Origin of the sequence: Gimesia alba, from assembly GCF_007744675.1 — a bacterium.
In the GTDB taxonomy this organism is placed as follows: domain Bacteria; phylum Planctomycetota; class Planctomycetia; order Planctomycetales; family Planctomycetaceae; genus Gimesia; species Gimesia alba.
On record NZ_CP036269.1, the window covers coordinates 878,789 to 904,923 of the forward strand.

The 26,135-nt window shown below is 47.9% G+C and carries 6 protein-coding genes; 3 read left to right on the forward strand and 3 right to left on the reverse strand.

All coding sequences use genetic code 11. From position 1 onward, the window contains the following. Positions 1–54: 54 nt before the first annotated feature. Complete coding sequence (locus Pan241w_RS03395) at positions 55–19,029, reverse strand: Calx-beta domain-containing protein (protein ID WP_198000304.1); 18,975 nt, start codon at positions 19,027–19,029, stop codon at positions 55–57. A 675-nt stretch (positions 19,030–19,704) separates the two neighbouring features. Here Pan241w_RS03395 and Pan241w_RS03400 point away from each other — a divergent pair. The 3 genes from Pan241w_RS03400 (at position 19,705) to waaF (ending at position 23,927) form a co-directional block, all read left to right on the forward strand. Further along, entirely contained in the window at positions 19,705–21,093 is a 1,389-nt protein-coding gene (locus tag Pan241w_RS03400; protein ID WP_145210974.1) for an alkaline phosphatase family protein, read from the forward strand. 228 nt (positions 21,094–21,321) lie between these two features. Continuing rightward, positions 21,322–22,866 (forward strand): PfkB family carbohydrate kinase, encoded by a 1,545-nt coding sequence (locus Pan241w_RS03405; protein ID WP_145210977.1) that lies wholly within the window; start codon positions 21,322–21,324, stop codon positions 22,864–22,866. Then, positions 22,863–23,927, forward strand: a complete 1,065-nt coding sequence (gene waaF, locus Pan241w_RS03410; RefSeq protein WP_145210980.1) for a lipopolysaccharide heptosyltransferase II — start codon at positions 22,863–22,865, stop codon at positions 23,925–23,927. The genes Pan241w_RS03405 and waaF overlap by 4 nt, the downstream gene beginning before the upstream one ends. Positions 23,928–23,934: 7 nt before the next feature. On the opposite strand, the gene Pan241w_RS03415 is transcribed toward waaF, so the two are convergent. Further along, positions 23,935–25,197 carry a glycosyltransferase family 87 protein gene (locus tag Pan241w_RS03415; protein WP_145210983.1) on the reverse strand — a complete coding sequence of 421 codons (1,263 nt, stop codon included), beginning with the start codon at positions 25,195–25,197 and terminating at the stop codon, positions 23,935–23,937. Positions 25,198–25,300: 103 nt separating this feature from the next. Beyond that, the gene (locus Pan241w_RS03420; RefSeq protein WP_145210986.1) at positions 25,301–26,056 is read right to left on the reverse strand and encodes a BUD32 family EKC/KEOPS complex subunit; all 756 of its coding nucleotides are present in this window, start codon (positions 26,054–26,056) and stop codon (positions 25,301–25,303) included. Between the last annotated feature and the right edge of the window lie 79 nt (positions 26,057–26,135).

The window sequence follows — 26,135 nt, forward strand, 5'->3', positions numbered from 1 at the left end:
AGAGAGGTGAGAACGAACTTCTCACCTCTCTCAATCAAAGCTGACTCTGGTTGTTTAAACTAAAGGCCCTGCCCACTCAGTAAACAGGCTGTCAAGTTCTTCATCAACCACATCATTTTCGACAATATCTTCCATTTCGAATTCATGGGCAAAGTCAAACTGGAATGCACTCTCTTCCGTTTTGATTTTTCCAAACTCGTCGGTCAGGTACTGTTCCGTTTCATAAGAGACATCGATCAAAGAACCTGCCAATTGGTCCAGATTCGTTGATTGTTCAATGCTCATGATGGAATTTTGAACCAGTTGCGGTTGAGCGTAACTCCATTCGGGTTGCAGTACCGATTTCGCAGGATATTCCTGTTTGTCAACAGGAGCTGATCCTGTTTGTGAAATTGCAGTTGAAGCAAATGCTGCTTCAGCAGATGAAGTTGTCGATGAGTTATTGGTCGAGGTCTCGTCAGCAGCCATTAGAGGAGCTGTCAGAGGTGTGATGCTTGCCCCTGTCGCGTTTTCATAGGCAGCTTGCAGAATTCGAACGTCCAGCGACGAGATCATTTTACGCGTGGATGGATCCAGGGTGGCCCCCAAGACATCGTTTGGAGAATAGCTCTCATCAATGTGTAATCCATCATCAGTGAGCGGAGCAACAAAATCCCAGCCAACAAACTGGACCTGTCCCGGACCGTTATTAACGACATGGTCGGTGAAGGCTGAGTAACTTGTAGTGAACCCGGCCGCATGACCAATTTCATGCAACAGTACCGTGTAAAGATCGTAATGTCCTACAGCAGCGGAATCTGCGATTGCCTGGCCATTACTGTCGAAGGAGAGACCTTCAACAGAAGAGTACCAACCCAGGCCAGCCGCATCATCATCAATGTAAACTCGGCCTTTAATCGGAATTCCATTTTCATCAAGTTCCAGAATATGACCTTCACCAAGTTGTTGGCCACCAAGATCGGTTACCACAACCTGAACCGCTAATTCCTCATTGCCAGTAGCTGTTTTCCATTCATCAACGGCGGCTTCAATCAGAACATCCAGGGAATCTTCGCCTTCGGCTGTGATCGAAGATCCATACCATTCTTGCGGGAAGTTCGGTGGGAAGGCGACCTGTTGACCACTTGCTTTTGTAAGACCGTAGTTATTGATCAGGTATGTCAGATCTCTGAAGTTGATTTGGCCATTCTTATCAAAGTCTAAAGACCAGGCCAGTCCAGATGAAGAGTCAAATACAGAAGTCCCATAGAATGATACGAACGAGACCAAATCTCTGAAGTTAACAGCTCCGTTATCATCCAGGTCGAATGGCACAGCCCATAAATCCGTTTCCGGTGAATCTGCTATTGAGGCGGTGACACCACCATAATCTGTAACATCAAGCTGTGCATTGCTCACTTTGATTCCCAGGCTGTGTGGACCTAAGAAACCAGTTTGTTGATCAATGGCGACTCCATCTTCTTCTGTCGATTCAAATTTAATTCGTGCCAACAGAACCTGATTCCCAGAGCCAAGCGTACCCAGATTATTCTGTCCGCTGATTCCTGAGACAGTACCAGTCTGATCGTCAATTGTTGAAGAGGTGGAATTACCAAAGGCAGTCCCATACTCGACTGCGGTAGCAGTAAAGTAGTCGGTATTGTATTCCAGATCAAAAGTACCGCCACTGATTCCTGATCCCACACTCGTGTTACCCCAGACTTCAACCCAGAAGCTGTCCCATTCATCAATCCATTGCTCACTTTCTGGTACAGCCGCTGTTTCTCCGTTGGCGTCTGTTGTTGTAGCATTCAATACGAGTGAAGTATTGATCTTAGTATTAGCAGAAGCAGTACCTGTTAATGGCGGACCAGATGGATCAAGAATAGTTCCTGTAGCTGATGTCGAGGGGAAGAATTCAAGAATTTCTAAACCATTGAATGTATCAGCGACATAGGCCAGTGTGCCTTGGACAAACAAGCTTCGGGCACCCCCCGGAGTATTATGCGTTCTGGCAATGGTAGGGGTCGTGGGATTAGTAATATCGACGACTTGTAAGCCAACAGTCCCATCTGCCACGTAGGCAAAGTTCCCCACGACACGCACACCGGTTGCGATACCTGGAGTATTCAGAGTGCCGACGATGGAAGCGGTAAATGGATCACTGATATCAATGACCTGCAATCCACCTTCACGATTCGCGACATAAGCAAAGTTGCCTACGACATCAAGTCCAATGGCAGCCCCGCCGGGGGTTGCTACATTCAGGATTTGAACAGGAGTAGCAGGAACGGAAACATCAACGATTTGCAGACCATTGTTTCCGTCTGTGACATACGCAATGTTTCCGATGACTTTCACACCACCCGCCAGACCACCGGGAGTAGAGACGCCAAAGCTTCCTACGCTAGTTGGATTGGTTGGATCAGTGACGTCGATGATTTGGAGACCACCGCCGTTGCCACTGTCATCAGCGACGTAGGCTAGATTGCCGATAACCTCGACGCCTCTAGCACGAGCTGGTGTCGCGATACTACCAACAAATGTAGGATTGGTTGGGTCAGAAATATCCAGGATTTGCAGACCTGCTTCACCAACGGCCATGTAGGCCAGGTTCCCGACAACATCAATTCCCTGGGCGATGCCTTGCAGGTTGAAATCGTACTCTCCTACATGGAACGGATTCGAAGGATCGGCGATGTTGAATATCTGCAAGCCACCATCACGGTCAGCAATGTATGCGAAATCACCTACGACATCAACGGCAACGGCAGCATCGGAAGTCGCAGAGTTACTCCGGGCAGCAATGCTGGTCAGAAAGACCGCACGGCCGTTTGGATTCAGGTTTTCCAGAATGACTTCAAATGTTTCCGGTCCTTCAGTTGTCGCATCATTTGTTACGGTAACGTTGACCGGCAACTGGGTGATACCCGGATTGAATGTGAGAAGCTGATTGACAATCGCCTGATAGTCGGATGGGGCGAAAGCCGATCCATCTATGGTCGAGGCATCGACTGTAATGGCAACATCCACGGGATTGGAGAGCTCAACAAGAAACTGGAATGGACTGTTGTTTTCTGTATCTGTCACAGGAGTAATTGAAAGTGTTGCAGAGTCATCATCTTGGATGTGTCCCTGGTTAGTGCCGTTGAGAATAGATACATCACGAAGAGCATTGTCCAGGTTTGCCAGAATTGTAGAGAAAAACTCATCACCTTCGACGATATTGTCATCGTTTACAGTAATCGTGAAGTTCTGAGTCAGTGCTCCCGTTGGGGTGAAATTCAAAATAATGGGGCTCGTGGGCGCAACTACATTATAGTCATTGTCAGTTATGAGGAGTGAACTATGTTCGGTGTAGACTTCAACTGAAATGTTGGTGTCGACCGGATTTGAAATCGTTGCAGTAAAGAAAAATTCACCGTCAGCTTCCAGCTGAGAAACGTTGTTGATCGAAATTGTTGCCGAATCATCATTTATAATTGTGCCGTGAGCAACTGGGCCAAATGTAACGTTGCGTCCCATGCTATTCAGATTTGTGAGAATGACATCAAAGATTTCATCCAGCTCGACTTTGTTGTCTTGTGGGATTTGAACGGTAAATGTCTGTTGACCAGGAACCACATCAGAATTTGATGAACCCAGGAAAGTGAAAAACTGATCGATGACAGGAATGTAATCATTGTCAGCTACAGTCGCTGTATTATCCTGCGTTGAAACATTGAAGCTGACATCAGTGTCAACAGCATTGGATAAATTGACATTGAATACAAATTCGGTTGTCCCGCTTCCAGTGCCTTCATCTTTGCCTGAAACATCGACTGGATCGATAGTGATGACCGCGGAATCAGTATTACGGATTACTCCTGTTGCATCGGGCCCCAAGGTAATTCTTGAATCAAGGCCATTGGCACTTAAGTTATCCATAAACACATTAAAGAGTTCATCGAGTTCCACTTTGTCGTCATCAATGATAGTGACAGTAAAGCTTTGGATTCCGGGAACGTTATCAGTGTTGGGGGTTCCTACGAAGAGGAAATTCTGTGTTTTGAAAAGATAATCGTTATCCAGCATTTCATTGGTTGCAATTCCTGAACCGACTGGAGGAGCTGCTCCATCCCTGGTTGTGAGATCAAAGCTGACGTCCTCTGCGATGGCATTGGAAATCTGCACGTTGAATGTGATTGAGCCATCTTCTTCGTCTACGAGTACGTCCTCTTGAACGAATGAGATGGTGGCAGTGTCAGAGTCGTCCACAATTGTAACTTGCGCTGGATCATCCAGCGTGATTCTGCTTTCGAGTCCATTGGCAACGAGATTGTCCATCAGCACGTTAAAGACTTCATCGAGTTCCAGTTTGTCATCATTTGTGATATTGATGACAAAGGTTTGGATTCCGGGTACGAAATCAGTGTCAGGAGTTCCCAGGAATGTAATTGTTTCACGCTTGGTTGTGTAATCATCATCGATATTTTCATCGGTGGCGTTTCGCATGGTCATCGAAGTGCCGTCTTGTGTGAAGAGATCGAAACTGACATCTTCCGCGATGGCATTGGATATCCACACGGTGAAAAAGGCCACCGTGCCTTCTTCGTTCACGGTGATGTCATCATCGATGAAGCTGATGTCAGCGACATCCGAGTCATCGATGATCGTTGCCTGAGCGGGCGTGTCTAATGTGATTCTCGTCGTTCTGTCATTGAGCCCATTCACATTGAGATTGCTCATGAAGACATTGAAGACTTCGTCCAGCTCCAACTTGTCGTCATTGACGATTGTGACCACAAAGTCCTGTGTTCCCGGAACGACATCCGGATCGCTGTTTTGTGTGCCCAGGAAGGTAAAGGACTGCGTACCTGAGGTATAGTCATTATCAGTATTTTGATCGGTGGCATTTCGCATGGTCATCGAAGTGCCATCCTGCGTCGTGAGGTCAAAGCTGACATCTTCAGCGATGGCATTCGAAATTTGCACGGTGAAAGTGACCGTGCCGTCTTCTTCGTTGACGAAGAGATCGTCGTCGACAAAGTCGATGGTCGCGGTATCCGAATCATCGAGAATGGTTGCCTGAGCCGGTGTGACGGTATCTAAAGTGATTCTCGTAGTTCTGTCGTTGAGTCCATTTGCATTGAGACTGCTCATGAAGACATCAAAGACTTCATCCAGTTCCAGCTTGGAGTCGTTGGTAATGGTAACGATGAATTCTTCTGCTGCCGGAACTAAGTCCGGATCACTATTCACGGTACCACTGAATGTGACGGTTTCTGACTTTGAGGTATAGTCATTGTCAGAGTTTTCATCGGTGGCATTTCGCATGGTTACCGAAGTGCCATCTTCCGTGGTAAGCACAAGGCTGACATCGACTGAGATGGCATTGGAAATCTGGACTGCAAACGTGACTGAGCCGTCTTCTTCATTTACGATAATGTCGTCATCAACGAATTCGATGGTCGCGGTGTCCGAGTCATCGAGGATCGTGGCTTGAGCGGGCGTGTCTAACGTGATTCTCGTGGTTCTGTCATTGAGTCCACTCACATTGAGATTGCTCAGGAAGACATTGAAGACTTCGTCCAGTTCCAGCTTGTCGTCATTGGTGATGGTTACGACCAAGTCCCTTGTAGTGGGGACTATGTCGGTATCTTGTGTACCGAGGAAGGTCTTGGTCTCTGTTGTTGATGTATAATCATCATCTGAGTTTTCATCGGTAGCATTGTTTTCAATGGTCACCAAAGTGCCATCCTGCGTAGAGATGTCAAAGCTGACATCTTCGGCGATGGCATTGGAGATCTGTACGGTAAAGGTGACCGTCCCGTCTTCTTCGTTGACGAAGAGATCATCATTCACAAAGTCGATGGTCGCGGTGTCCGAATCATCGAGAATGGTCGCCTGAGCGGGCGTGTCTAACGTGATTCTCGTGGTCCTGTCATTGAGACCATTTGCATTGAGGTTGCTCATAAAGACATTGAAGACTTCATCGAGTTCCAGCTTGTCGTCATTCGTGATGGTAACCACAAAGTCCTGTGAGCCGGGGATTACATCGGTGTCTTGTGTACCCAGGAGCGTGTAGGATTGTGTTCGCGACGTATAGTCGTCATCGATGTTTTCATCAGTAGCGTTTCGCATAGTCATCGAAGTACCATCCTGCGTCGTGATGTCAAAGCCGACGTCTTCGGCGATGGCGTTCGAGATCTGCACGGTGAAGGTGACCGTTCCGTCTTCTTCATTGACGAAAAGATCGTCGTCGACAAAGTCGATGGTCGCGGTATCCGAATCATCGAGAATGGTTGCTTGAGCAGGCGTGTCTAATGTGATTCTTGTCGTTCTGTCATTGAGTCCATTTGCATTGAGGTTGCTCATGAAGACATTGAAGACTTCGTCCAGTTCCAGCTTATCGTCATTGACGATGGTGACCACAAAATCCTGTGTTCCCGGAACGACATCCGGATCGCTGTTTTGAGTGCCCAGGAAGGTGAAGGATTGTGTTCGCGACGTATAGTCGTCGTCCGTGTTTTCATCGGTGGCATTTCGCATGGTCATCGAAGTGCCATCCTGCGTAGTAAGGTCAAAACTGACATCTTCAGCGATGGCGTTCGAGATCTGTACGGTGAAGGTGACCGTCCCGTCTTCTTCGTTGACGAAAAGATCGTCGTCGACAAAGTCGATGGTCGCGGTATCCGAATCATCGAGAATGGTTGCTTGAGCGGGCGTGTCTAACGTGATTCTCGTGGTTCTGTCATTGAGTCCATTCGCATTGAGAGCACTCAGGAAAACATTGAAGACTTCATCGAGTTCCAGCTTTTCGTCATTGGTGATGGTCACGACCAAGTCCCTTGTAGCGGGTACTACGTCGGTGTCTTGTGTACCCAGGAGCGTGTAGGACTGTGTTTTTGATGTATAGTCATCGTCCATGTTTTCATCGGTGGCATTTCGCATGGTCACAGAAGTGCCATCTTGCGTGGTAAGGTCAAAGCTGACATCTTCGGCGATGGCGTTCGAGATCTGCACGGTGAAGGTGACCGTTCCGTCTTCTTCGTTGACGAAAAGATCGTCGTCGACAAAGTCGATGGTCGCGATGTCCGTATCATCGATGATCGTGGCTTGAGCAGGCGTGTCTAATGTGATTCTTGTCGTTCTGTCATTGAGTCCATTTGCATTGAGATTGCTCATGAAGACATTGAAGACTTCATCCAGCTCCAGCTTATCGTCATTGACGATGGTGACCACAAAATCCTGTGTTCCCGGAACGACATCCGGATCGCTGTTTTGAGTGCCCAGGAAGGTGAAGGATTGTGTTTGCGACGTATAGTCGTCGTCTGTGTTTTCATCGGTGGCATTCCGCATGGTCATCGAACTACCATCCTGCGTGTTGAGGTCAAGGCTGACATCTTCCGCGATGGCGTTCGAGATCTGCACAGTGAAGGTCACCGTGCCGTCTTCTTCGTTGACGGTGAGGGTATCATTCACAAAGTCGATGGTTGCGGTGTCTGAATCATCGAGAATCGTGGCCTGCGCGGGAGTATCCAAGGTGATTCTCGCTTCGAGCCCATTCGCAAACAGATTGCTCATAGCGACATTGAAGAGTTCGTCCAGTTCCAACTTGTCGTCATTGGTAATGGTCACGACGAAATCCTGATTCGCAGCGGGAATGCTTGATGCAGCGAACATGATGTTCGTTGATTGCGACGTATAGTCGTCATCAAGGTTTTCATCGGTGGCGTTTCGCATGGTTACAGAAGTGCCATCTTGTGTGCTGAGATCAAAGCTGACATTCTCGTCGACCGCGTTAGAGATCTGCACTGTGAATGTCACCGTCCCGTCCTCTTCATTGATAGAGAGGTCGTCATCCACAAACGTGATTTCAGCGGTGTCTGTGTCAATGATAGTAACATCTGCTGAGGATGGTGAGCCAATATTAGCATCAATGGCGGTGCCTGTATTATCAAGTTCAAGCGTGAAGACTTCATTGTGCTCTACGATCTCATCATTGAAAAGTTCGATCGTTGCATAGGCGAAGAACTCGTTTTCTAAAAAGGTAACTTCAATGGGAGTTGTAAATAGAGGGTCAAAATCTGCCGTGGTAGTATCTACGTTGGTTAAATTCACGTAGACCGTGGATTCCAGTCCGATTTTATCTCGTTCCAACTGGACCACGACAGTACCGTCTTCTTCGTTGACAGTGTAGCTCGTCTCACTGAAAGAGACTTCAGCAAAATCGGTGACTTCAATCAGAATGATGTCAGTATCGATCTCGGGAGCAACACTATCGAAGTTGCCCAGGTCGCTGGTTGTCATCGTCAGAGTGGTTGTATCTAGATGGAAATTCCCCTCTGGTGTAAAGATGATGCCGTCCAAGGCCGCATTCACATCTGCGAGCAGACCGGTAATGATGATCGTGTAATCATCTACTGAAGTGACCGTTGCATTTGTGGGATTCATCCCGGCTGTGAGGATTCCCTCACCTACCACGGTCGTCAAAGTGACCTCGATGATTCCTGTACCCAGGAACGCGTCTGTATCCGTCACGGATAGTACGTTACCCGTCGAAGAAGTCGACGAAAATTCAATTTCGAGTCCGGGATCGGTGACGAGACCTAAATCGATCTCAGGTCCGGGATCGGGATTGGCTATCGGAATACCGCCGTAATTGTTGACTGGGGGATCATTCTCTCCATCGGTAACAAGAATCGTAAATCTGGTCGACAGATCGGGCTGGTTATGATTGAGAGAATTACCGGCAAGGTCTTTGATGCCAGTTGCAGCAGAATTATCTAAGGTAATGGTATAAAGGGTATCCAGGCCGAATAGTCCCTGAGCTGCGGTGAAGATCGCTTCATTTGTATTGGCGTTGTAGCTGAAGAAGTAATCGACGCCTTCAACCAGAGTCCGTTGCGGAACGGAACTGGTTTCTGCCGTTAATACGAATTGGGCGCTGACGATATTATCATCGACACCAATGCCGGAGTCTTTGAGTTCCACAATCATCGTTGAGAAAACTTCCGGGTTGGAAACATATACTTCAGTGGCATCAGGGTCGAGGTCGACACCATTTACATCATTGTCTGGAGGCAAAGTGATTGTAGCAACGGGGCCGACAAAATCTGCTCGTTCAATGGCACCACGATCTTTAAAGACGTTTGATCCCAGACCGGGAGGCGGAGATTGTGTTGGGTCATCGACACGCAACTGACCAAAGGCATCATAGCTGGGAGCAAAGATGTCAGAAGGAGGGATTCCGATGGCATTTTTCACTGCGGCATAGAGTGGACGATCCGCCAACCGGTTCAGTGAACTGTCGATCGCTTTCGAATTATCTGCGAGGTAGAAGTTCCCCGCCGCCGCATCAACAAACAGGGCTTCGAAACTTTCGACCTGAATCATTCTTGTCCCTTCGGTACCATTGCTTGTGTTTTCGTGGAACAAGTTCGCAACGACGACCGTATTCGTAAAGATGGGGTCAACGACGATCCCGCCAACAGTATTGGAAATAATATTGTTCACAATCGTCGGGCTGACGCGACCGGTGACCGTGATTCCCTCTAATGCATCGTAAATAGTGTTGTTAACGACTTTGACCAGAGGGGAAACACTTTCCGGTGAAATGATATCACCTTGGATCGCAACTCCCGAGAATGTCGTACTGACAATCAGGTTATTCTGAATGACGGCACCGGGGGCAATCTGTTGTGTATTGAGAGTCGGGAGAACTTTCGTTCCTCCCTGGTGTGGGAACTCTCCATCAGCAGCATCACCGCGAACCGTTTGAACTCTAATGCCGTAGGTTGAATCATGAATTTGATTGCTTTCGACCAGAATGATTCCCTGTTCACGGCGGAAGTTGTCATCGCCGAGTAGACCATCTTCTTCAACAAGACGGTCATTGGTATCGAACACTTGTGCGATTGCAATAAGAGGGTCAGTAGGACTGATCAGAACGGCATACTCTGAAGCGCGGCGGATTTCCAGGTTGTAACTGCCCGTCACAATCGTGCCAGCGACACCATCCGGCTCACTATTGCCAGGGATTTCTTCGTAGACATCAATGAAAGTATCCACACCCGCATCGGCGTTAGTCACCATCTCACCACGTTCGGCAGAACCAATGATGATATCGTCGATATAGAACCCTTCACCGGTATTATTTTGACCTCGACGATTTGTATCGAAGGCGCTGTCTACATTTCCAAAAACATCACTTTCAACGGCATTACCGCCGTGAGTATCAACCGTACCTGCAGTGCTGTAGTCAAAGCGGAGCATGAGATCGTTTTCACCAGCAAATTCTGATAGGTCGATGCGAGCCTGCCTCCAGACGCCCGTATTATCGAATAGCTCCTGTACAAACTCGCGACCATTGTCATCACTATTTGTGTTTTCAGCCGCAGTATGCGTGATATAAGTCGGCAACTCCCAGTCATTCGCAGAATTTGATTTGGTCGAGTTATTAGTCGCCACCAGAATCCATGTTGTGCCGCCGTCGGTTGAAATGAAGGCACGCGCGCTGTCTCGCATTTCAACATTGTTTGCGGAATCCGTATTTTCTGTTTCCAGGAAATAGCTGAAATACAGTGTCGGGGCGTCTTTTTCCTGGTAGCCATCCAGACTGAAGGAATTGGTCGTCAAACTTCCCAACGCACCACCAGGCAAGTTGACATTATTGCCAATCGAGGAATTGTTCGTCAGGTCGCGCAGAAAATCGTTGTTGAAAATTCCGTACTGTGAATTATCGGCACCAGGAGTGTAAGTTAAATAACTGTTTTGAGTGGATGTTCCCGGCTGATGGAACTGTTCCAGACCAAAGTAGAAACTGATGGCACCATCGGCTTGATCGAAGTCGCTGTTGGAATTGGATTTGTCCAGAGTGAGATCAACTTCACTCGGCACACGGCTGTTATCGGGGGCAGCATTGATACCATGACCAGCGGTCGTTCCCTGCCGTTGTGTTGTATGCCAGAGGTTGAAGTCCAGGGGGGAGAAGGCAATACCAGTGCTCGCGATATTGGCATCAACGGAATCGTCTCCACCGCCGCTACCATCATCGGCGACTCCTGTGCCGAATACTCCCTGGAGAGTTCCCGTACTGTCAAAGGCTACCAACTCTCCGGTGGACGTTGTGGCAAAGACATAATTGCTATAAGCAGATTCATAAAGGTTTTGTGGACCTAAGGCGGCTCCAGTGAAATTCATCCCAGCATGCGTGTTCTGTATGGTCAGAGCCGAGCCATCATTAATCGATACATCAATATTGACGATATTTCCTGTACTGGTTACGCCAACCAGTGGTGTAGTTCCACCAACAGGGTTTGTATCAACGTTAAAGTCATTAAAGGCGATCCCCTGAATGGTTCCCAAGGCATTAAAATCGGGAGTTCCAGTAGCACCACCAGTCACAAGGGTGTCGCCATTAAAAGCCTGGTAACCATTGGTAGCAGCAGTTCCAATCATACCTGCTTTAACAAGCTGGCTAGCGGTAGCATGATCATTGATGGCATCAACGATTTCGCCCAAATTCCAGGCATTTGCTCCCGAATTACGATTGTCCAGACTGATTGTGATGGTTCCACCGGCAACATCAATGCGATCTGCGGCGGCATGTTCTGCGAAAGTAACAGTAATTCCATTTCCCGCAGTACCTGGAACAACAGACTGGATATAGAGACCACCAGTTCGGGGTGTTCCGGCAGTATCACTTTGTTGTAGATAATCAGCTGCTGTAGTCGCATTGTTATCTGCAAGGTAGCCTCGGAATCCATTTTGGACGATGCCATTATTATTGACTTCAAAATTACCGATGATCGCGCCATTATCCGGGTCGGCTTCATACAGTTTTTGGAAATTGACTGTATTTCCATTGTTGTCGCGTCCCGTTTCGGAAACTACATAATACAGTTCGTATATCGGAACGTTATTATCCGTATCAAAACCAACACGGGCAAATGTCATCGCCTGAATGCTTGCAGTGGTGTTGTCTGTCGCTCTGTCATTAAACAGATTCAGATGTGTGCGCAAATTATTTAATGACGTGCCCAGGTTGTTTAAAGCATTTGTAAATCCTGCGGGAATGGTTTGATTCCCGGCAATGATCGGAATATTAGTTGTTCCTTGAACTGTCATGTTAGTTGTCGGATCGTTTCCGGCAATTCCGGCAGTGTCGATCTCGATAAACTGGTTTTCAGCAATACCAAACAATCGACCATCAGATCGCATGACGATATCTGTTACTCGGTTGTTTGTGTTGATACCGTTGATGTCTCCTACATCGGTTTCGTAGTCACCGAATTGTGGATCAATGGTGGAAAGGTTGAGCCCGTTAGTGGTGAAGAGAACGACGTCCGACAGATTGAAATCAGTAACGTGGGTGTCGATACCAGTTTCTGGTGCAGTTGGATCTGTGATGTCAAACAGAGCGCCATCGGGTTCGATATCGACGCCGTTGGATGAGTAGCCTTGTGATCCGATGTGATCTTCAATGACTCGTTGTAGTGAGTTGATTGGTTCAAGGCGTACCAGGGCATTAGCGGTAGAGCCATCATAGGTTGACTGCAAGGCACTGGCAAGATGTGTGTGTGCGGTCACAGCAACATAATAGGTAGCCGCCTCGGCCATATGCACAGAGCCGATGTAGGGATCGAGTGTGCCGAAGGAACCACGGGTGAGATCATCTGCGTCGGCGCCTTCCCCTGCACCCGGCTGGTCATCTTCGACATTTGATTCACGGCTGACAAAAATGAGTCGTCCTTGGGAGTCAAAGACGGACAGAGTCGTATCGGCACGACCTAATCCATCAGCATAGTCGATGTCGAAGATGGTCGCCCAGGTTTTGCCGCCCGCATTCACTCCACCGATCGATTGAATATCTTCAATGGTCAATTCAAACTGATAAAAATCGATATCGCCATCCGTCAGATCTCCACTGACACCGATTGTGTTACGCTCACTGGTTAATAGATTACCCAGGACTTGTGCATTACCGCGCGTGTCATTGTTATCATTTGATTCAACGGTTTCATTGATCAGAGGGGAGTGTGCGGGGAGACCAGCAAGATAAATCGCATCTGTGGCATAGCGTATATCCGCATGGCGGACCGTGGAGCCTGGTTCTTCATCGACTTGTCTGAGACGAATTTGAAGTTGATATTCTCCATTGGATTCACCAGCATCCACGTTTGATAAATCACTTGAAGCACTTCGTACTCTGACAAAGTAGGTTGTCAGGATACCGTTAAAGCCGGGAAGTACGACACGCATACCCGCGTCATTCGGGTTGCTGGAGTAGAAATCTCCCCCGAAGTTCGGGTTCTCAATCAAAGGAAGCGGGTTTGTCAGCAGACCGGTTGAACCTGTGGGGTAGACTGCATCGGTGTTGTTTGTAGCGATGGCCAAAACACGTCCCAGTGGGTCCAGAAGTTCGATGACGGTGTCGAGGGCAAGCCCTGTACGATCGATGTCGATCCAAACTTCCGTACCTGCCTCGGCATTGAAACTGTAAATATCAGTATCCGTGGAATCATTGGCTGCAATCGAACCATGCACTTCAAAGCCAAGGCGGCGGTTTTCATCGCCGCTCTGCTCATCTGGTGCTAATTCTCCCAGGAACTGTGCCTGACGAATAATTCCATTCACATTGCCTTCTGAATCAAGTACTGTCAGTTCATTTTCGTCGTAGAGGGCAACGTTCCGATCGTGGCTGAATTCCAGAAATTGGAGCCCGGTCCAGTCGCCCGCTGCCGGTGCCGTCAAAGATCCGGTTACGGTATCGGTGACGGTAAACCCATCAACGCCGATTCCCGAACCAATGGTATCATCATTGATGGAAGTTAATACAACCGGGTTTTGAGGGTCCCCAATGATCTGAACAATACCGCCGATGCGATCGTTGATGTCTAAGCCATGACCTGTCGCAGTGAAGCCCGCATTAGCACCAAATTTGACAACGAGACTGGCTTCAGTCGAGCTCTGCAATCTTAAACCACCATAGGTGTGGAAATTGTCGACGGTAATCGTATCAAAAACAACATGGTCGATATCGATATCATCCCAGACCGATTCAACGGTCAGGACTTCTCCGCGAACGACCATTCCGAGGATGCTGTCCCTCTCATTATCGGGGCGGTTTTCCTCAAAACGATTCAGTCGAACCAGAGGGCCTGAATTTCCTGCTAGTTCGTCAAACGAATCAACAACTCCTGTTGAGCGACCATAATCAGTAACAATATTCGATTTGAGGGAATTGGCGTTGATGTCGATCACGCTGCCGTTGTTATTGACGAACGAATTGTTCACAATAATGGGCTGCGCACCGCGTACAAAAATGGTAGTGGCCTCATTCCGTCCGAGATTATTACGGTTGGTTGTTGATGCACCGCTATCATTATTTTCAAACAGCGTATTCGTGATCCGCAGATCGGCTTGATGTACCTCGATTGCGTTGAATGAATCGGAAAAACCTTCGATGGGGACAACGCCGCCGGCATAAGCGATCACGGCGTGATCAATGGAACCGTGTGACGTCTGATTGAGAATAATTCCGCCCCAATCACCGTACATGGCTTCTCGTTCAGCGTCTCCTTCAATGTCGTTATTCGTGGTGTCGAATGTGCCACCAGCGCCATAGCGATCATCGAAAATCGAAGTAAAGATGATCGGTGATTCTTCAGTACCTTCCGCAATGAAGCCTGCATTTCCGCGTCCTGTCTGGATTCGCGATCCACCCAGTTTGACAATCAAGCCGGGGTCGAAGCGGACGCTACCACTGTAGCGCGCTTCCAGTCCCGATCCCATATCAACGGGGCCACCGCTCCCGGCATCGATAAAGAGGTTTTCCGTAATGATGTGCACGATATCATAGTCGTCAAACCGTGCAGTCACTTCAACCTTGTCAATTTCCTGACCAAACAGAGTTTCCGTTCGAATGAACAACCCGTTGAGCGAATTATTGACGATGGTGTTTCCATAGATATCGAGGCCAATTCGCTTTAACGTCTGATCATGATTATAATTCCCAGCGCCATCGATGATAGTTTCATCAAAGCTGTCTGGGTCAGCTGAAATAGCGGCATTTGCACTGTAGGAGATGGTGTTATAAGCCAGGGTCGGTCGCGTACCATCGACATGAATTGGTGCAAATGTCTGGAGCACTGAGTCGACATAAACCTGCCCCCCCCCATAACTAATATCCGCATTGGCAACATAGTTCAGGAAGACTTTATTTTCTTCGTAATCTGAATCTGCACGGAAGATAATTCCGCCCCAGTCACCAGCGTTAGCACCATCAGAAGGGCCATCATCGTCTCCGCCAATAGCGTCATTTCCATACGAGGTCAAAACAACCTGGGCATCGGGGGTGCCTAAAACTTGCAAAGCCGCATTTCCACGATCTTCCAGAACTGAGGAGCTACCGACATCAATCACCGTGTTCTGCAGCTTAATCACGGCACCCTGGTCGATAATCATCGTAACGCCCTGTGGTACAACGATTGATTCTCCATCTTCCAGAGGGGTGAAGTTATCATCGTATCCGATCAGGTAGTTATAGCTGTCATCCGTTGTTCGCAGGTCGCCGTCTTCACCACCATTCCCCAGAATGCGAATGACCTCTGTGGTGCCGGTGACATTATTAAGTGCTTCAGCAATGTTGGAATAAGCATTACCCAATGTTCCGTCGCCCCCAGGAGCATTGGTTTTATCCACGTAGATCGTATTTGATGGATCGCTGGCAACGAACCAGAAGTCGTAGGCTCCCCCGGGAGTGCCATCAGAGTCGCCGTCAAACTGCGTCCCTGACTCATCCAGAAGGACTTCAATGTTGGCAGGATCAATATCATCGTCTACCGGGTCCGGCGAGAAATTCAAACGTAGTTCGTAGTGACCATCGGTGGTTCCATTATCGCCCGAATTTTCGACCTCAGGATTATAGTCCAGGTTTCCAGTGCTGGTGATGCCGATGAAATACGTTCCTTCGGCCAATGTCAGTTCCAGGAAAGAGTCGTTACTGAAGTAATCATCATTGCGGGCAATGACATTGTGATTTTCATCGAACAGTGTGAGTGCGCTGTTCAGCAGACTTACGTTATCAAGGCGTTCAGCGAATACTTCGGCACGAAACGTTCCTGATTCATCGAGATGGAATTGATACAGGTCGATATCGTTGGCATCAGCGCGGTAGAGTCTTTGCAGGTGAGCAAGATCATGGTCACCAGGAAAAACGGTCTGGTCACTGTCTTGAGGCAAGGGATCTCCCATGATCGAAGGAATATCATAGGAATGCCCTAAACCAAGTGAGTGTCCGATTTCATGGAAGGCAACATTCATCCAGGAACCGCCATAGACGTCGTCTTCAGGGGTTGTAAAGTCGGTCGAATCCATGATTACCAAGGGGCCTGTCGAGACACCGGCTACGCCACCGGGACCAACGGGAAGCCCTGGATTGGCAACACGCAGGTCACCCGTAACGATGGTGATTCCCTGGTCAGCGGATTCAATAAATTCAACGCCCAGGTAGTACGCATAAATTTCAAAAATTTCACGCGTCCGTTGTTTTTGTTCTTCTGTAATGGCGTTGTGAACAGGGTTCCCCTGAACGTCAAAGCCGGAGCCATAACTGTCTTGGAAGTTATAGCCAATGACCGAAATCGACCCACCGACAACGGGATTGGTTCCACTGCTGCCTACATGAGAATCGAGAGTCGCAGGCAGTTGACGGTGACCCGGTTCGTCCGTTCCACCAGGCAGAGGAGGTAAGCCGATTCCCTGTGGTTGAATTTCTGAGGTGATGACAAATTCTTCAGTGCCTGCGTCCCATGTGACACTGCCGCTAGCAGTCAGATCAGTCGCGTTATCAAACGCTGAATTCTGGTCGGGCAGGTTTTCGACTCGCAAGAGCAGATTGTGACCATTGTCAAAGAAGTAAGGTGTATTTCCCGTTCCAATGGCCAGACTAGTGGGAGAATTCAGGTCAGCGGTCGCAGCTGGCTCACCATCTGAAACCGATCCACCACCACCGTCGCCTGTTATGACTTCTACAAATCGCTCAGCAGGATTTGCATAGGGATTAAATCTGACGATGTAGCCATTCGAGTCTGAATAATTCAGAAACCCATCCGCATCAAAAGCCATATCCGTAAGGTTTGACAGGTCCAGGTCAGTTGAAAGTGTATTCACAATCGTGGGGTCAGTTACAGCTCCGTCGCCTGCAATCGTGATAAATCCACCGGTCGTTGTATCTATTTGAACGATTTGTGTATTCAGAAAAGGTATTGCCACCGCTGCATATAAGTTTCCTAAAGCATCGACTTCTAAATCAATGATATCAGCGGTAATTAAAAAAGGTGATGTTGCGAGAACCGTACTAGCAGCTCCTAAAATTAAACCAGAATTTGCATCAATCAATATGAGCGAATTTAAACCGGAATCATGGAAATAAACATTTCCATCACCGTCAACCGTCAATTGCGCAGGGGTATCTAACTGCAGGTCTGTGGGTACGTCGCCAAGATCGGGAGTGGCATCAATTCCCCCTCCCGCGAGAACGGTGACCAGCTGTGTGACACTATCAATTTTTAAAACGTAGCCGCCATCAACGTAGCCCCCAACAGTGAGATACAGGTTCCCGTCGACATCCAAAGCCAGGTCTTGCGGACCCATTAACTGTAACTCGCTTGCCAGGACATTGTCAGCGGGAGTCTCTGTTCCATCGGTTCCTGCGATGATCGTGATTTCATTTGTCTGATGATCAACGCGTAGGATACGAATGGTGCCATCAGAGGAGTCGGTGTGGACAAAGTAGTAGTTGCCGGCACCATCGATCACCAGATTGGATGGGTCATTCAAAATCAGGTCAGTAATTAACATTCCGTTTGCAGGGGTTACCATTCCGCCAGCACCTGCGAGGATTGTGATGGTTTCGCTATCAGCGGTGGTGTAGTTTTCCGTTGTGATTTCATCGGGAGTATTTGAGACTCCGACACGCAAACGGTACTGCTGCCCTGGAGTTAAAGGGTTAGCAAATTCGAGAACGGTGACATCGGAAAGGGGATCATAAGTGGCGGTATAGGTCAGGGGATCAATGGGGGTATCTGTTGACGTATCAATTACCTGATAGAATCTGGAATCGTTTGCGAGATCTGGATTCAGGTCGTCATCGTTGAAGTAAATAAGAATCTGATCATTTTTAGCGACGAAGTCGCCTTGAGCACGCGAAAATGCCGCGTTGTTGGAATCAACTAATGAAAATCCAATGGCAGGTGTGAATGAATTGCCTGAGATCTGGATTTCTGCGCCATTCTGAAAAGTGGTGATGTAGCCATCCATCACCAGGTTAGATAAATTAATGGCATCGTTGATTGCTGTTGCAACATCAGTAGGGGAATCAGTGGGGGTGTAGATAACCTGAATATTCGAAGGGTCATTCAGGCCATCTCCGTTCAGATCCATTTCGAAGGTTGTTTGAGCTCCACCAACACTAATGGTGATTAAGTCACCATCGTTGATGTCAGCAACATCATCTACCGTCAGGTTCTGGCCACGCAATATCGGTTGAGAAACGACGGCGACAACTTTCGCACCCAGGTCGAGTTCAAAGTTGATGACTTGATCAACGCCATCCTGGAATGCTTCGCCATTCTGATTAAGTAATGGAGTCACACCAGTGCCGAAGATTGTAATCTGATAGTTGTCATCAGGCAGCGATTCGGCAAACCGCACGATGACTTCGTTTGCCTCATCGCCAATACCAATGTAGCCAGGTTGGATGACGACTTCATTACCATCATCAAAGGTCCCATCCAGACCACTGCGTACGAATTGAATCCCACCAAGTGAGGCTGCATCGATTTGCTGCCCAGGCGAAAATTTAAATGTGAATTCGTTGGGCGCTTCGTTATAAACTTCCCCATCAGTCAGGGAAAGATCGATATTCGGTTCGATATTTACCAAAGAAGCACCGGCCAGAAGTGTTCGATCTTCAAGCTGCTCGACCGTGGAATAGGTGCTGGCCAAACGACGCGACTTCTGTCGGTCTTGACGTTTTTTCTGGCCTCGACGGAGACAGTTCAACAAAGAAATCTGTTGAAGAATTGACGACACGAAGGATTGACGGCCCACTACCATGGTTTCAGTCTCTCTAGCAAATTGGTACGAGAATCGTAGATCGGGATTCTAGACGTTTAGATTGGCCAAAAATATTATCGGTTTTCTTACAAATTATTACAAATGCAGAATCAAACCTTTTTGATAATATGGATTATCCCAAATAGTTTATAAATGTTAAATAAGCTAAAATAGTGAATGTGAGTAGTCAATATAAATCTACTCAGATAAAGGGTTATCTCTCTAAAAACAGTTGTTGTGTGTTGGTGATTTTGGGAAACACATTTTGTTCATAAGTACACTTACATGGCCATAAGATACTATTTAGCAATAGGATGAGTTAAATTCTCTGAGTCTACTTTTCATCAAAGCATATTAGTTTTGTCTTTGGTAGATGCTTCCAAACAGACTTTGTAATGTATGTATACATCTCCTTAGAGATTCTTCTTAGCTCTGGGTGAGACGTATCGTTTTTCAAAATCTAACTGTCTATTTCGATGATCCTTCCTAAAAAAGGCATGATTATCACTCATCAATTGTCCTTTAGACCAACTTCCAATTTAGATTGAGGTAGGGTAAACTTATTTCTGAATTATAGATGTAAGTTATTTAATATGAGATGCTTATGGGGATGTAGTCTATATGGTCAAACCGTTAGTTGTGATCAATATTGTGGGACTTACCCATGCGATGTTGGGAGATCAAACACCACATCTGGCGCGTTTGGCAGATCAGGGGTTTTCTAAGCCTATGGGCACTGTCTTGCCGGCAGTCACATGTTCCGCTCAGTCGACGCTACTGACAGGGCTTTTGCCTCGTGATCATGGTGTGGTCGCCAATGGTTGGTATTTCCGCGAACTTTCTGAAGTGATGTTCTGGAAGCAGTCGAATAAGCTGGTTCATGGTGAGCGCGTTTATGAGGCAGCAAAACACATAAAACCTGATTATACCACAGCGAAAATGTTCTGGTGGTATAACATGTATGCCCCCGTCGAATGGTCTGTTACTCCAAGGCCAAGTTATCCAGCCGATGGACGAAAAGTCTTTGATTCTTACAGTCAGCCAGAAAGTCTGAAAGACGAACTACAGTCAGAACTGGGAGTCTTCCCGCTATTGAAATTCTGGGGGCCTGGTGCGGATATTTCCAGTTCGCGTTGGATTGTCGATGCTTCGATTCAAGTGTTCCAGGATAAGAAACCAGACCTCACATTAGTTTATTTACCACACCTCGACTATAACCTCCAGCGGTTGGGAGTGAATGACTCTTCTATTAATCAGGACATTAGAGACATCGATCACGAGGCCGGACGCTTAATTCAAGTAGCTCAAAATGCTGGTGCTGAGGTCGTCGTACTTTCGGAGTATGCGATTACCGATGTTTCAAAACCGATTCATATTAATCGCATTTTGCGGGAACACGGCTGGTTACAGGTCAGGAAGGAAGCCTTGGGCTGGGAGACACTTGACTGTGGCGCATCTGCCGCTTTTGGCGTTGCTGATCATCAACTGGCTCATGTGTATATCGAAAACCCTCATCAAATTTCGGACGTCAAATCTTTGCTTGAAAAAGTTGATGGCATCGAAATGGTGCTTGATCAGAGTCAACAAGTCGAATTTGGAATCGACCACGCACGGTCTGGTGAACTTGTGGTTGTGGCAGCTCCGGGGGCTTGGTTTACCTATTATTTTTGGCTTGATGATCGTGTTGCCCCCGATTATGCACGTACCGTAGACATTCATCGCAAGCCAGGATACGACCCGGTTGAACTCTTTATTGATCCACAGATTCGGTTTCCAAAATTGCGAATCGCACGCCGATTAGCCCAGAAAAAATTAGGTTTTCGCTATTACATGGATTTGACTAGCCTGGATGCAAACCTAGTAAAAGGCAGTCATGGTCGATTACCTACACCGGGGAAAGAAGAGACCGAAGCGCCGGTATTCATCAGCTCTTCAAAAATGATTGAACGGGATGAGATTCCAATGACAGTTGTTAAAGAACTGCTGTTGGAATTGCAGTTTGGTAAATAAGAGCCCATTTTCGGTGATTCAAATGTGCTTCAGGTACCTCTTTGATCGAGATCCAAAGCATCAAAATCCAATCCTGAAAACTTTGCCCCCCAATGACGCTATGCTTCCCAGATTGACAAGATCGGCATTGACTCAAACTCAGGTTCTGATGATGATTCCGCAGCCTGTGATGATTACAGATCACATTAACTGAACTGGATTTATAACAACATCTGAAACGCCTGATTTATGTCCTATCATTTAATCAATACTATTCAAAAATTAGGTCATCCCAAGATTCTGGTACTGGGTGATTTGATTCTGGATCGATATACCTGGGGAAATGCAGAACGGATCAGCCAGGAAGCACCTGTAATTCTGTTGCGGGAAGATACTCAAGAAGTTCGGCTGGGAGGGGCAGCGAATGTTGCCAATATGCTGATCGGTCTTGAATCGGAAGTAACAATGGCAGGGGTGACTGGCACCGATATGGATGGAACTGTCGTCAGGGATGAGCTCATCGAGAAAGGCATTGATTGCACGGCAATCGTTGCTGATGCCAGCCGTCCAACTACTGTCAAACAACGATTTATGGGGCGCGCTCAACAGCGGCACCCACATCAGATCCTGCGTGTCGATCGCGAAGTAAATACACCCCTTGATCAAACAACAACAGATACATTACTCAATATCATTTTGCCAATGATTCCAGATCATCAGGCCATTCTGGTTAGTGATTACGCGAAAGGAGTCTGCACTCCCAAAATCTTAGCCACGGTGTTGGAAGAAGCGAGACGAGTCGGAGTTCCTGTGATCGTTGATCCTTGCCCTGGTCGTGAATACCAGATTTATTCTGGCGCGACGGCGATCACCCCTAATCGACTGGAAACATCGCGGGCCGTTGGCTTTGAAGTGAAATCAAAAGACGATGCATTTCGTGCTGGCAAAAAATTATGCCATGACCTGAATCTGGAGTATGTGTTTGTTACACTTGACAGTGACGGCATTGCATTAACCCAGTCAGATGGTACTACCGAACTATTGCCGACACGTAAGCGCGAAGTGTATGACATTACTGGTGCTGGTGACATGGTCCTGGCTACGATTGGTGTCGGGAGCGCTGCAGGAATCGCTCCTGCAGATCTGGCGCGTCTGGCCAATGTTGCCGGCGGTCTGGAAGTGGAACAGATTGGTGTCGTCACAATCAGTCGTGAGGAGATGCTGGCTGACCTCCTGATGGGATCGCGGGTTACCAGCGAAAAAGTACTTCCTCTGGAAGAGTTGCAGCGGCATATACAAGCCCGTCAAAAACTGGGACAGAAGGTCGTGCTCACAAATGGGTGTTTTGATGTGATGCATGTCGGGCATGTTTCCTATCTGGAGCAGGCAGCCGCTGAGGGAGATTGTCTGATCGTTGCCGTCAACAGTGACGATAGTGTCCGAACCTTAAATAAAGGCCCCGATCGCCCGATCTTTGGCCAGACGCATCGGGCATCGATGCTGGCTGCCTTAGAGGGCATTGATTACGTTATCATTTTTGATGAAACAACGCCTTGTGAGTTAATTCAGCAACTCAAGCCGGATTTACTGGTCAAAGGCGGAACGTATGAAAAAGAAGAAATCGTTGGTTGGGAGATCGTTGAGGCTTATGGCGGCGAAGTCAAAGCCCTTGGAGTCACTCCCGGAATTTCTACAACTCAAGTTCTCGGAATCATTCGCAGCAATCAGGAAACAGAATCTGCTGCCTCTTCTTCCAATTCCCCCATTGAACCTCCGAAACGAAAAGCCGGATGAAAATTGCAGTATTTTTACCAAATTGGATTGGTGATGCTGTGATGGCAACACCGGCACTGCGGGCGATTCGACATCAGTATCCGGATGCTGAAATTGTGACGATTCAGAGACCGTATGTCGCAGATGCCTTAGACGGTTTAGATTTGGTTGATCGTACCATCTCCTTAAAAAGTGGTCAAAATCTTGTCTCCCGTTTGCAACTTTTACAGCAGCTCAGACGCGAGCGATTTGACTTATCAATTCTGTTTCCCAATTCATTTCGTAGTGCCTGGCTCGCATTTTTAGCGGGGATTCCGCGGCGAGTTGGCATTAATCGTGACGGACGTGGTTGGTTGTTAACAGATGCGATTCCAGCCAGAGACAAACAGACGCCTCATCCCGCGATTGACGAATACCTGCGGATTGCCACCTTCCTGGTTGAAGAAGCTCAAACTGATTCAGAGGTCTCTCTGCCTCTCTCCCGAACGATGGAACTGGCAGTGACCGAGGCAGATCAGAAACGTTGGAAAGCATTTCTAGATCAACAGTCCGCTGAATTCAAGAGTCGACCTTTGATCTGTTTGAATCCCGGTGGTGCATTCGGAGCTGCCAAGCATTGGCCCACGGCGCATTTTGGGGAACTGGCTGAGCGAATTGCAAACGAATTGGATCGGTCCGTATTAGTCGTTTGCGGCCCAGCTGAAAAAACAGAGGCGCTGCAGATTGTAGAACAGGCCAACCATCATTTGGTGACATCTCTGGCGGCGGAACCACTTCATTTAGGACTGACAAAAGCGGCAATTCAACAGGCCGAGTTGCTGGTCACAACCGACTCTGGGCCACGGCATTTTGCAGCTCCCTTTCAAGTGCCCGTTGTGACACTGTTTGGTCCCACTCATATTTTGTGGAGTGAAACCTATTATGACCGTGGTTTGCATTTACAGCTGGATCTGGACTGCGGACCTTGCCAGCAGCGAGTGTGTCCCTTAGGGCACCATCGTTGTATGAAAGATCTCCGAGCAGACCAGGTCTTTCGAGCAGTCGTTTCCCTCTTGGATCAGCAGAACAAAAAAGCGGCTTGAAGCGAAATCAGGCGGCCCATGAGGGATCCTGGTTCTGCAAATGGTCACTACGTTCGATCTCTTGAATTGCCAGACTCTGCCCGGCTCGGCTCTCTAAGTAGACTATCTGCCAGGCCATCAGAGGAATAATTCCCAGTGGTAGCAGGGCGGGCGACCAGGAAGCCACCGGCAGGAGCAGGCGTTCGACTCCTCCTGTACCCAGGGGGATCAGCATCAGCCAGGCGATTGCCGCTAATGATGGATAGCAGTGTTCCTTAAGGCTGACTATGAGCGCCCAACTCGCAATTGGGGCGGCGAGCAGGAAAGTTAGTCTTTCTGTTCCGGGACCAGCCAGCAACTGCCAGCAAACCCAGGTCATGAGAACGCCTGTGAAATATGCCTCGGGTGTACGCGCGATTGTAGCCAATCTAAGACACCAGAATAAAGCAAGTCCGGCTAATCCCAGTTGCAGAATGGTATAAACTCGATCATCCACATACGTTCCAAAGTGCTCGGCAATGGTGTAAGCATCGCGTAGTCCTGCTTGCCTGAGTGTTCTGTAAGGTCCCGTGAGTAAAGCATACCAGTCCTGGTATTGTTGCAGCACAACAGGCAAGGGACGCGTTAAGAAGGGAGGCACAACCAGAATTGCGCCAGCGGCGGCAAATCGCACTGAGAGCTGTCTGGGGAAGCGAGCCATTAACAACAACGCCAGGGCGGCAGGCCAAAGTTTGATATGGACGGCAGCGGCCAGCAGAAAAGCGGCTGCCCACCAACGCTCTTTTTTCAGAGAGACCACCGCGAAAACTGCTAACGCGAAAACAAGTGAGTTACTTTGAGCCGACCAGATGGCACGCGTGCAGCCTGCCAGACTGAGTGTTAGAAAACAGGCTTCTTGAAATTTCGTCCACTCTCCCGGAAAGATTTCTTTGACTAATAAGCGTAGCGCAAAAACCAGCAAAACAATATTCAGCGCAGACCAGAGAATGCCACCCAGGGTGGCAGGCAGAATTGCAAAGGGAGAAAAAGCCAACGCAAACGTCGGGCTATATCGAAAACCCGTCTTCTGGGTTTCATTATCGTACAAGCTGTGGTCAGCCCACCAGTTAATTGAAGAATCGGCAAAGCAGGGGTATACCGATTTTTTCTCTGGCTGGACGACAAATTTCACGCTCACCGCGATCCAGAGCACCGCCCAGAGAATCAAAGCTCGTTTGAGCCAGATTTTGCCGGATGCTTCTTCGACCTGGGGTGATTTGAAAAACAATGATTTTTGTTCGAATGAACTCATGTCAGACCTGAGAAAAGAGTGTCTTACATGGAAAGACAAAAGAGCCTTGGAAAAGTAAGCTTACAACAGGTGCTTTTATTGCTTTTAGTCAATCGGAGCAAGATCAATCATTCAGTGGCCCTGTTTCTCGGGTCGAACTTTGAAGTTGTTTTCGCAATTTCTGAAAAAGGAGTTTACGCTGCCTGCGCGGGATTGAATTAACGGCAGAACGTATACAAATGATTTGCAGTGAAGTCGGGAGCGGGATTCGTTCGTGAATGGGCTGAATGGCCAGCCGGTCGAGCATATATACGATGGCAGTGAGTGGGGACAGGCAGTTACGGATTCCGACAGGGTCAATCAGCCAGAGGGTTGGTTTTTGTTGAACTTGATTCGCGGGTTTGACGACCACGTTTTCCAATTTCAAATCGCGATGTCGTAAATGAGTTGACGCAAGTTTTCGAACAATCTCTCCCAGCTCTCTGGCGATCAAACATTGTTCGGCATGAGAGTAACTTTCGCCAGAATTTAACAGGTCAAATACGGTAGCCCCTTCGATAAATGGCATTTCCAATTGAAAAAAATCTCCGGCACGATAAACGGGAGTCACAGGTTGAGGGGTATTGATGCCAGCGGTCAATAATTTCCAGGCACCCGAAATCTGACGTTGAGGTTGTGACTGTTTGAAAAGTGATTTCCAGCGGAGTTTCCAGGAGATCGGCCAGCGTTTCAGAGTTGTCAGGCCACGTTCAGGAATATCGATCAGCCATACGGAACGTAAGTCTTCTTCTTTAAGACAGCGAATTGTCGTATAAGTGGCACTGTCATCGAACAATTTGAAGCGGAAATGTTCTTCGCGATGGAAATCAGACAATTTCACCGGGGCTTTTCATGATTTTGTCGATTGCCCTTTTCGGAACGGCAGAATCCTGCCAAACTCTTGGCAATCTTTATGGAAA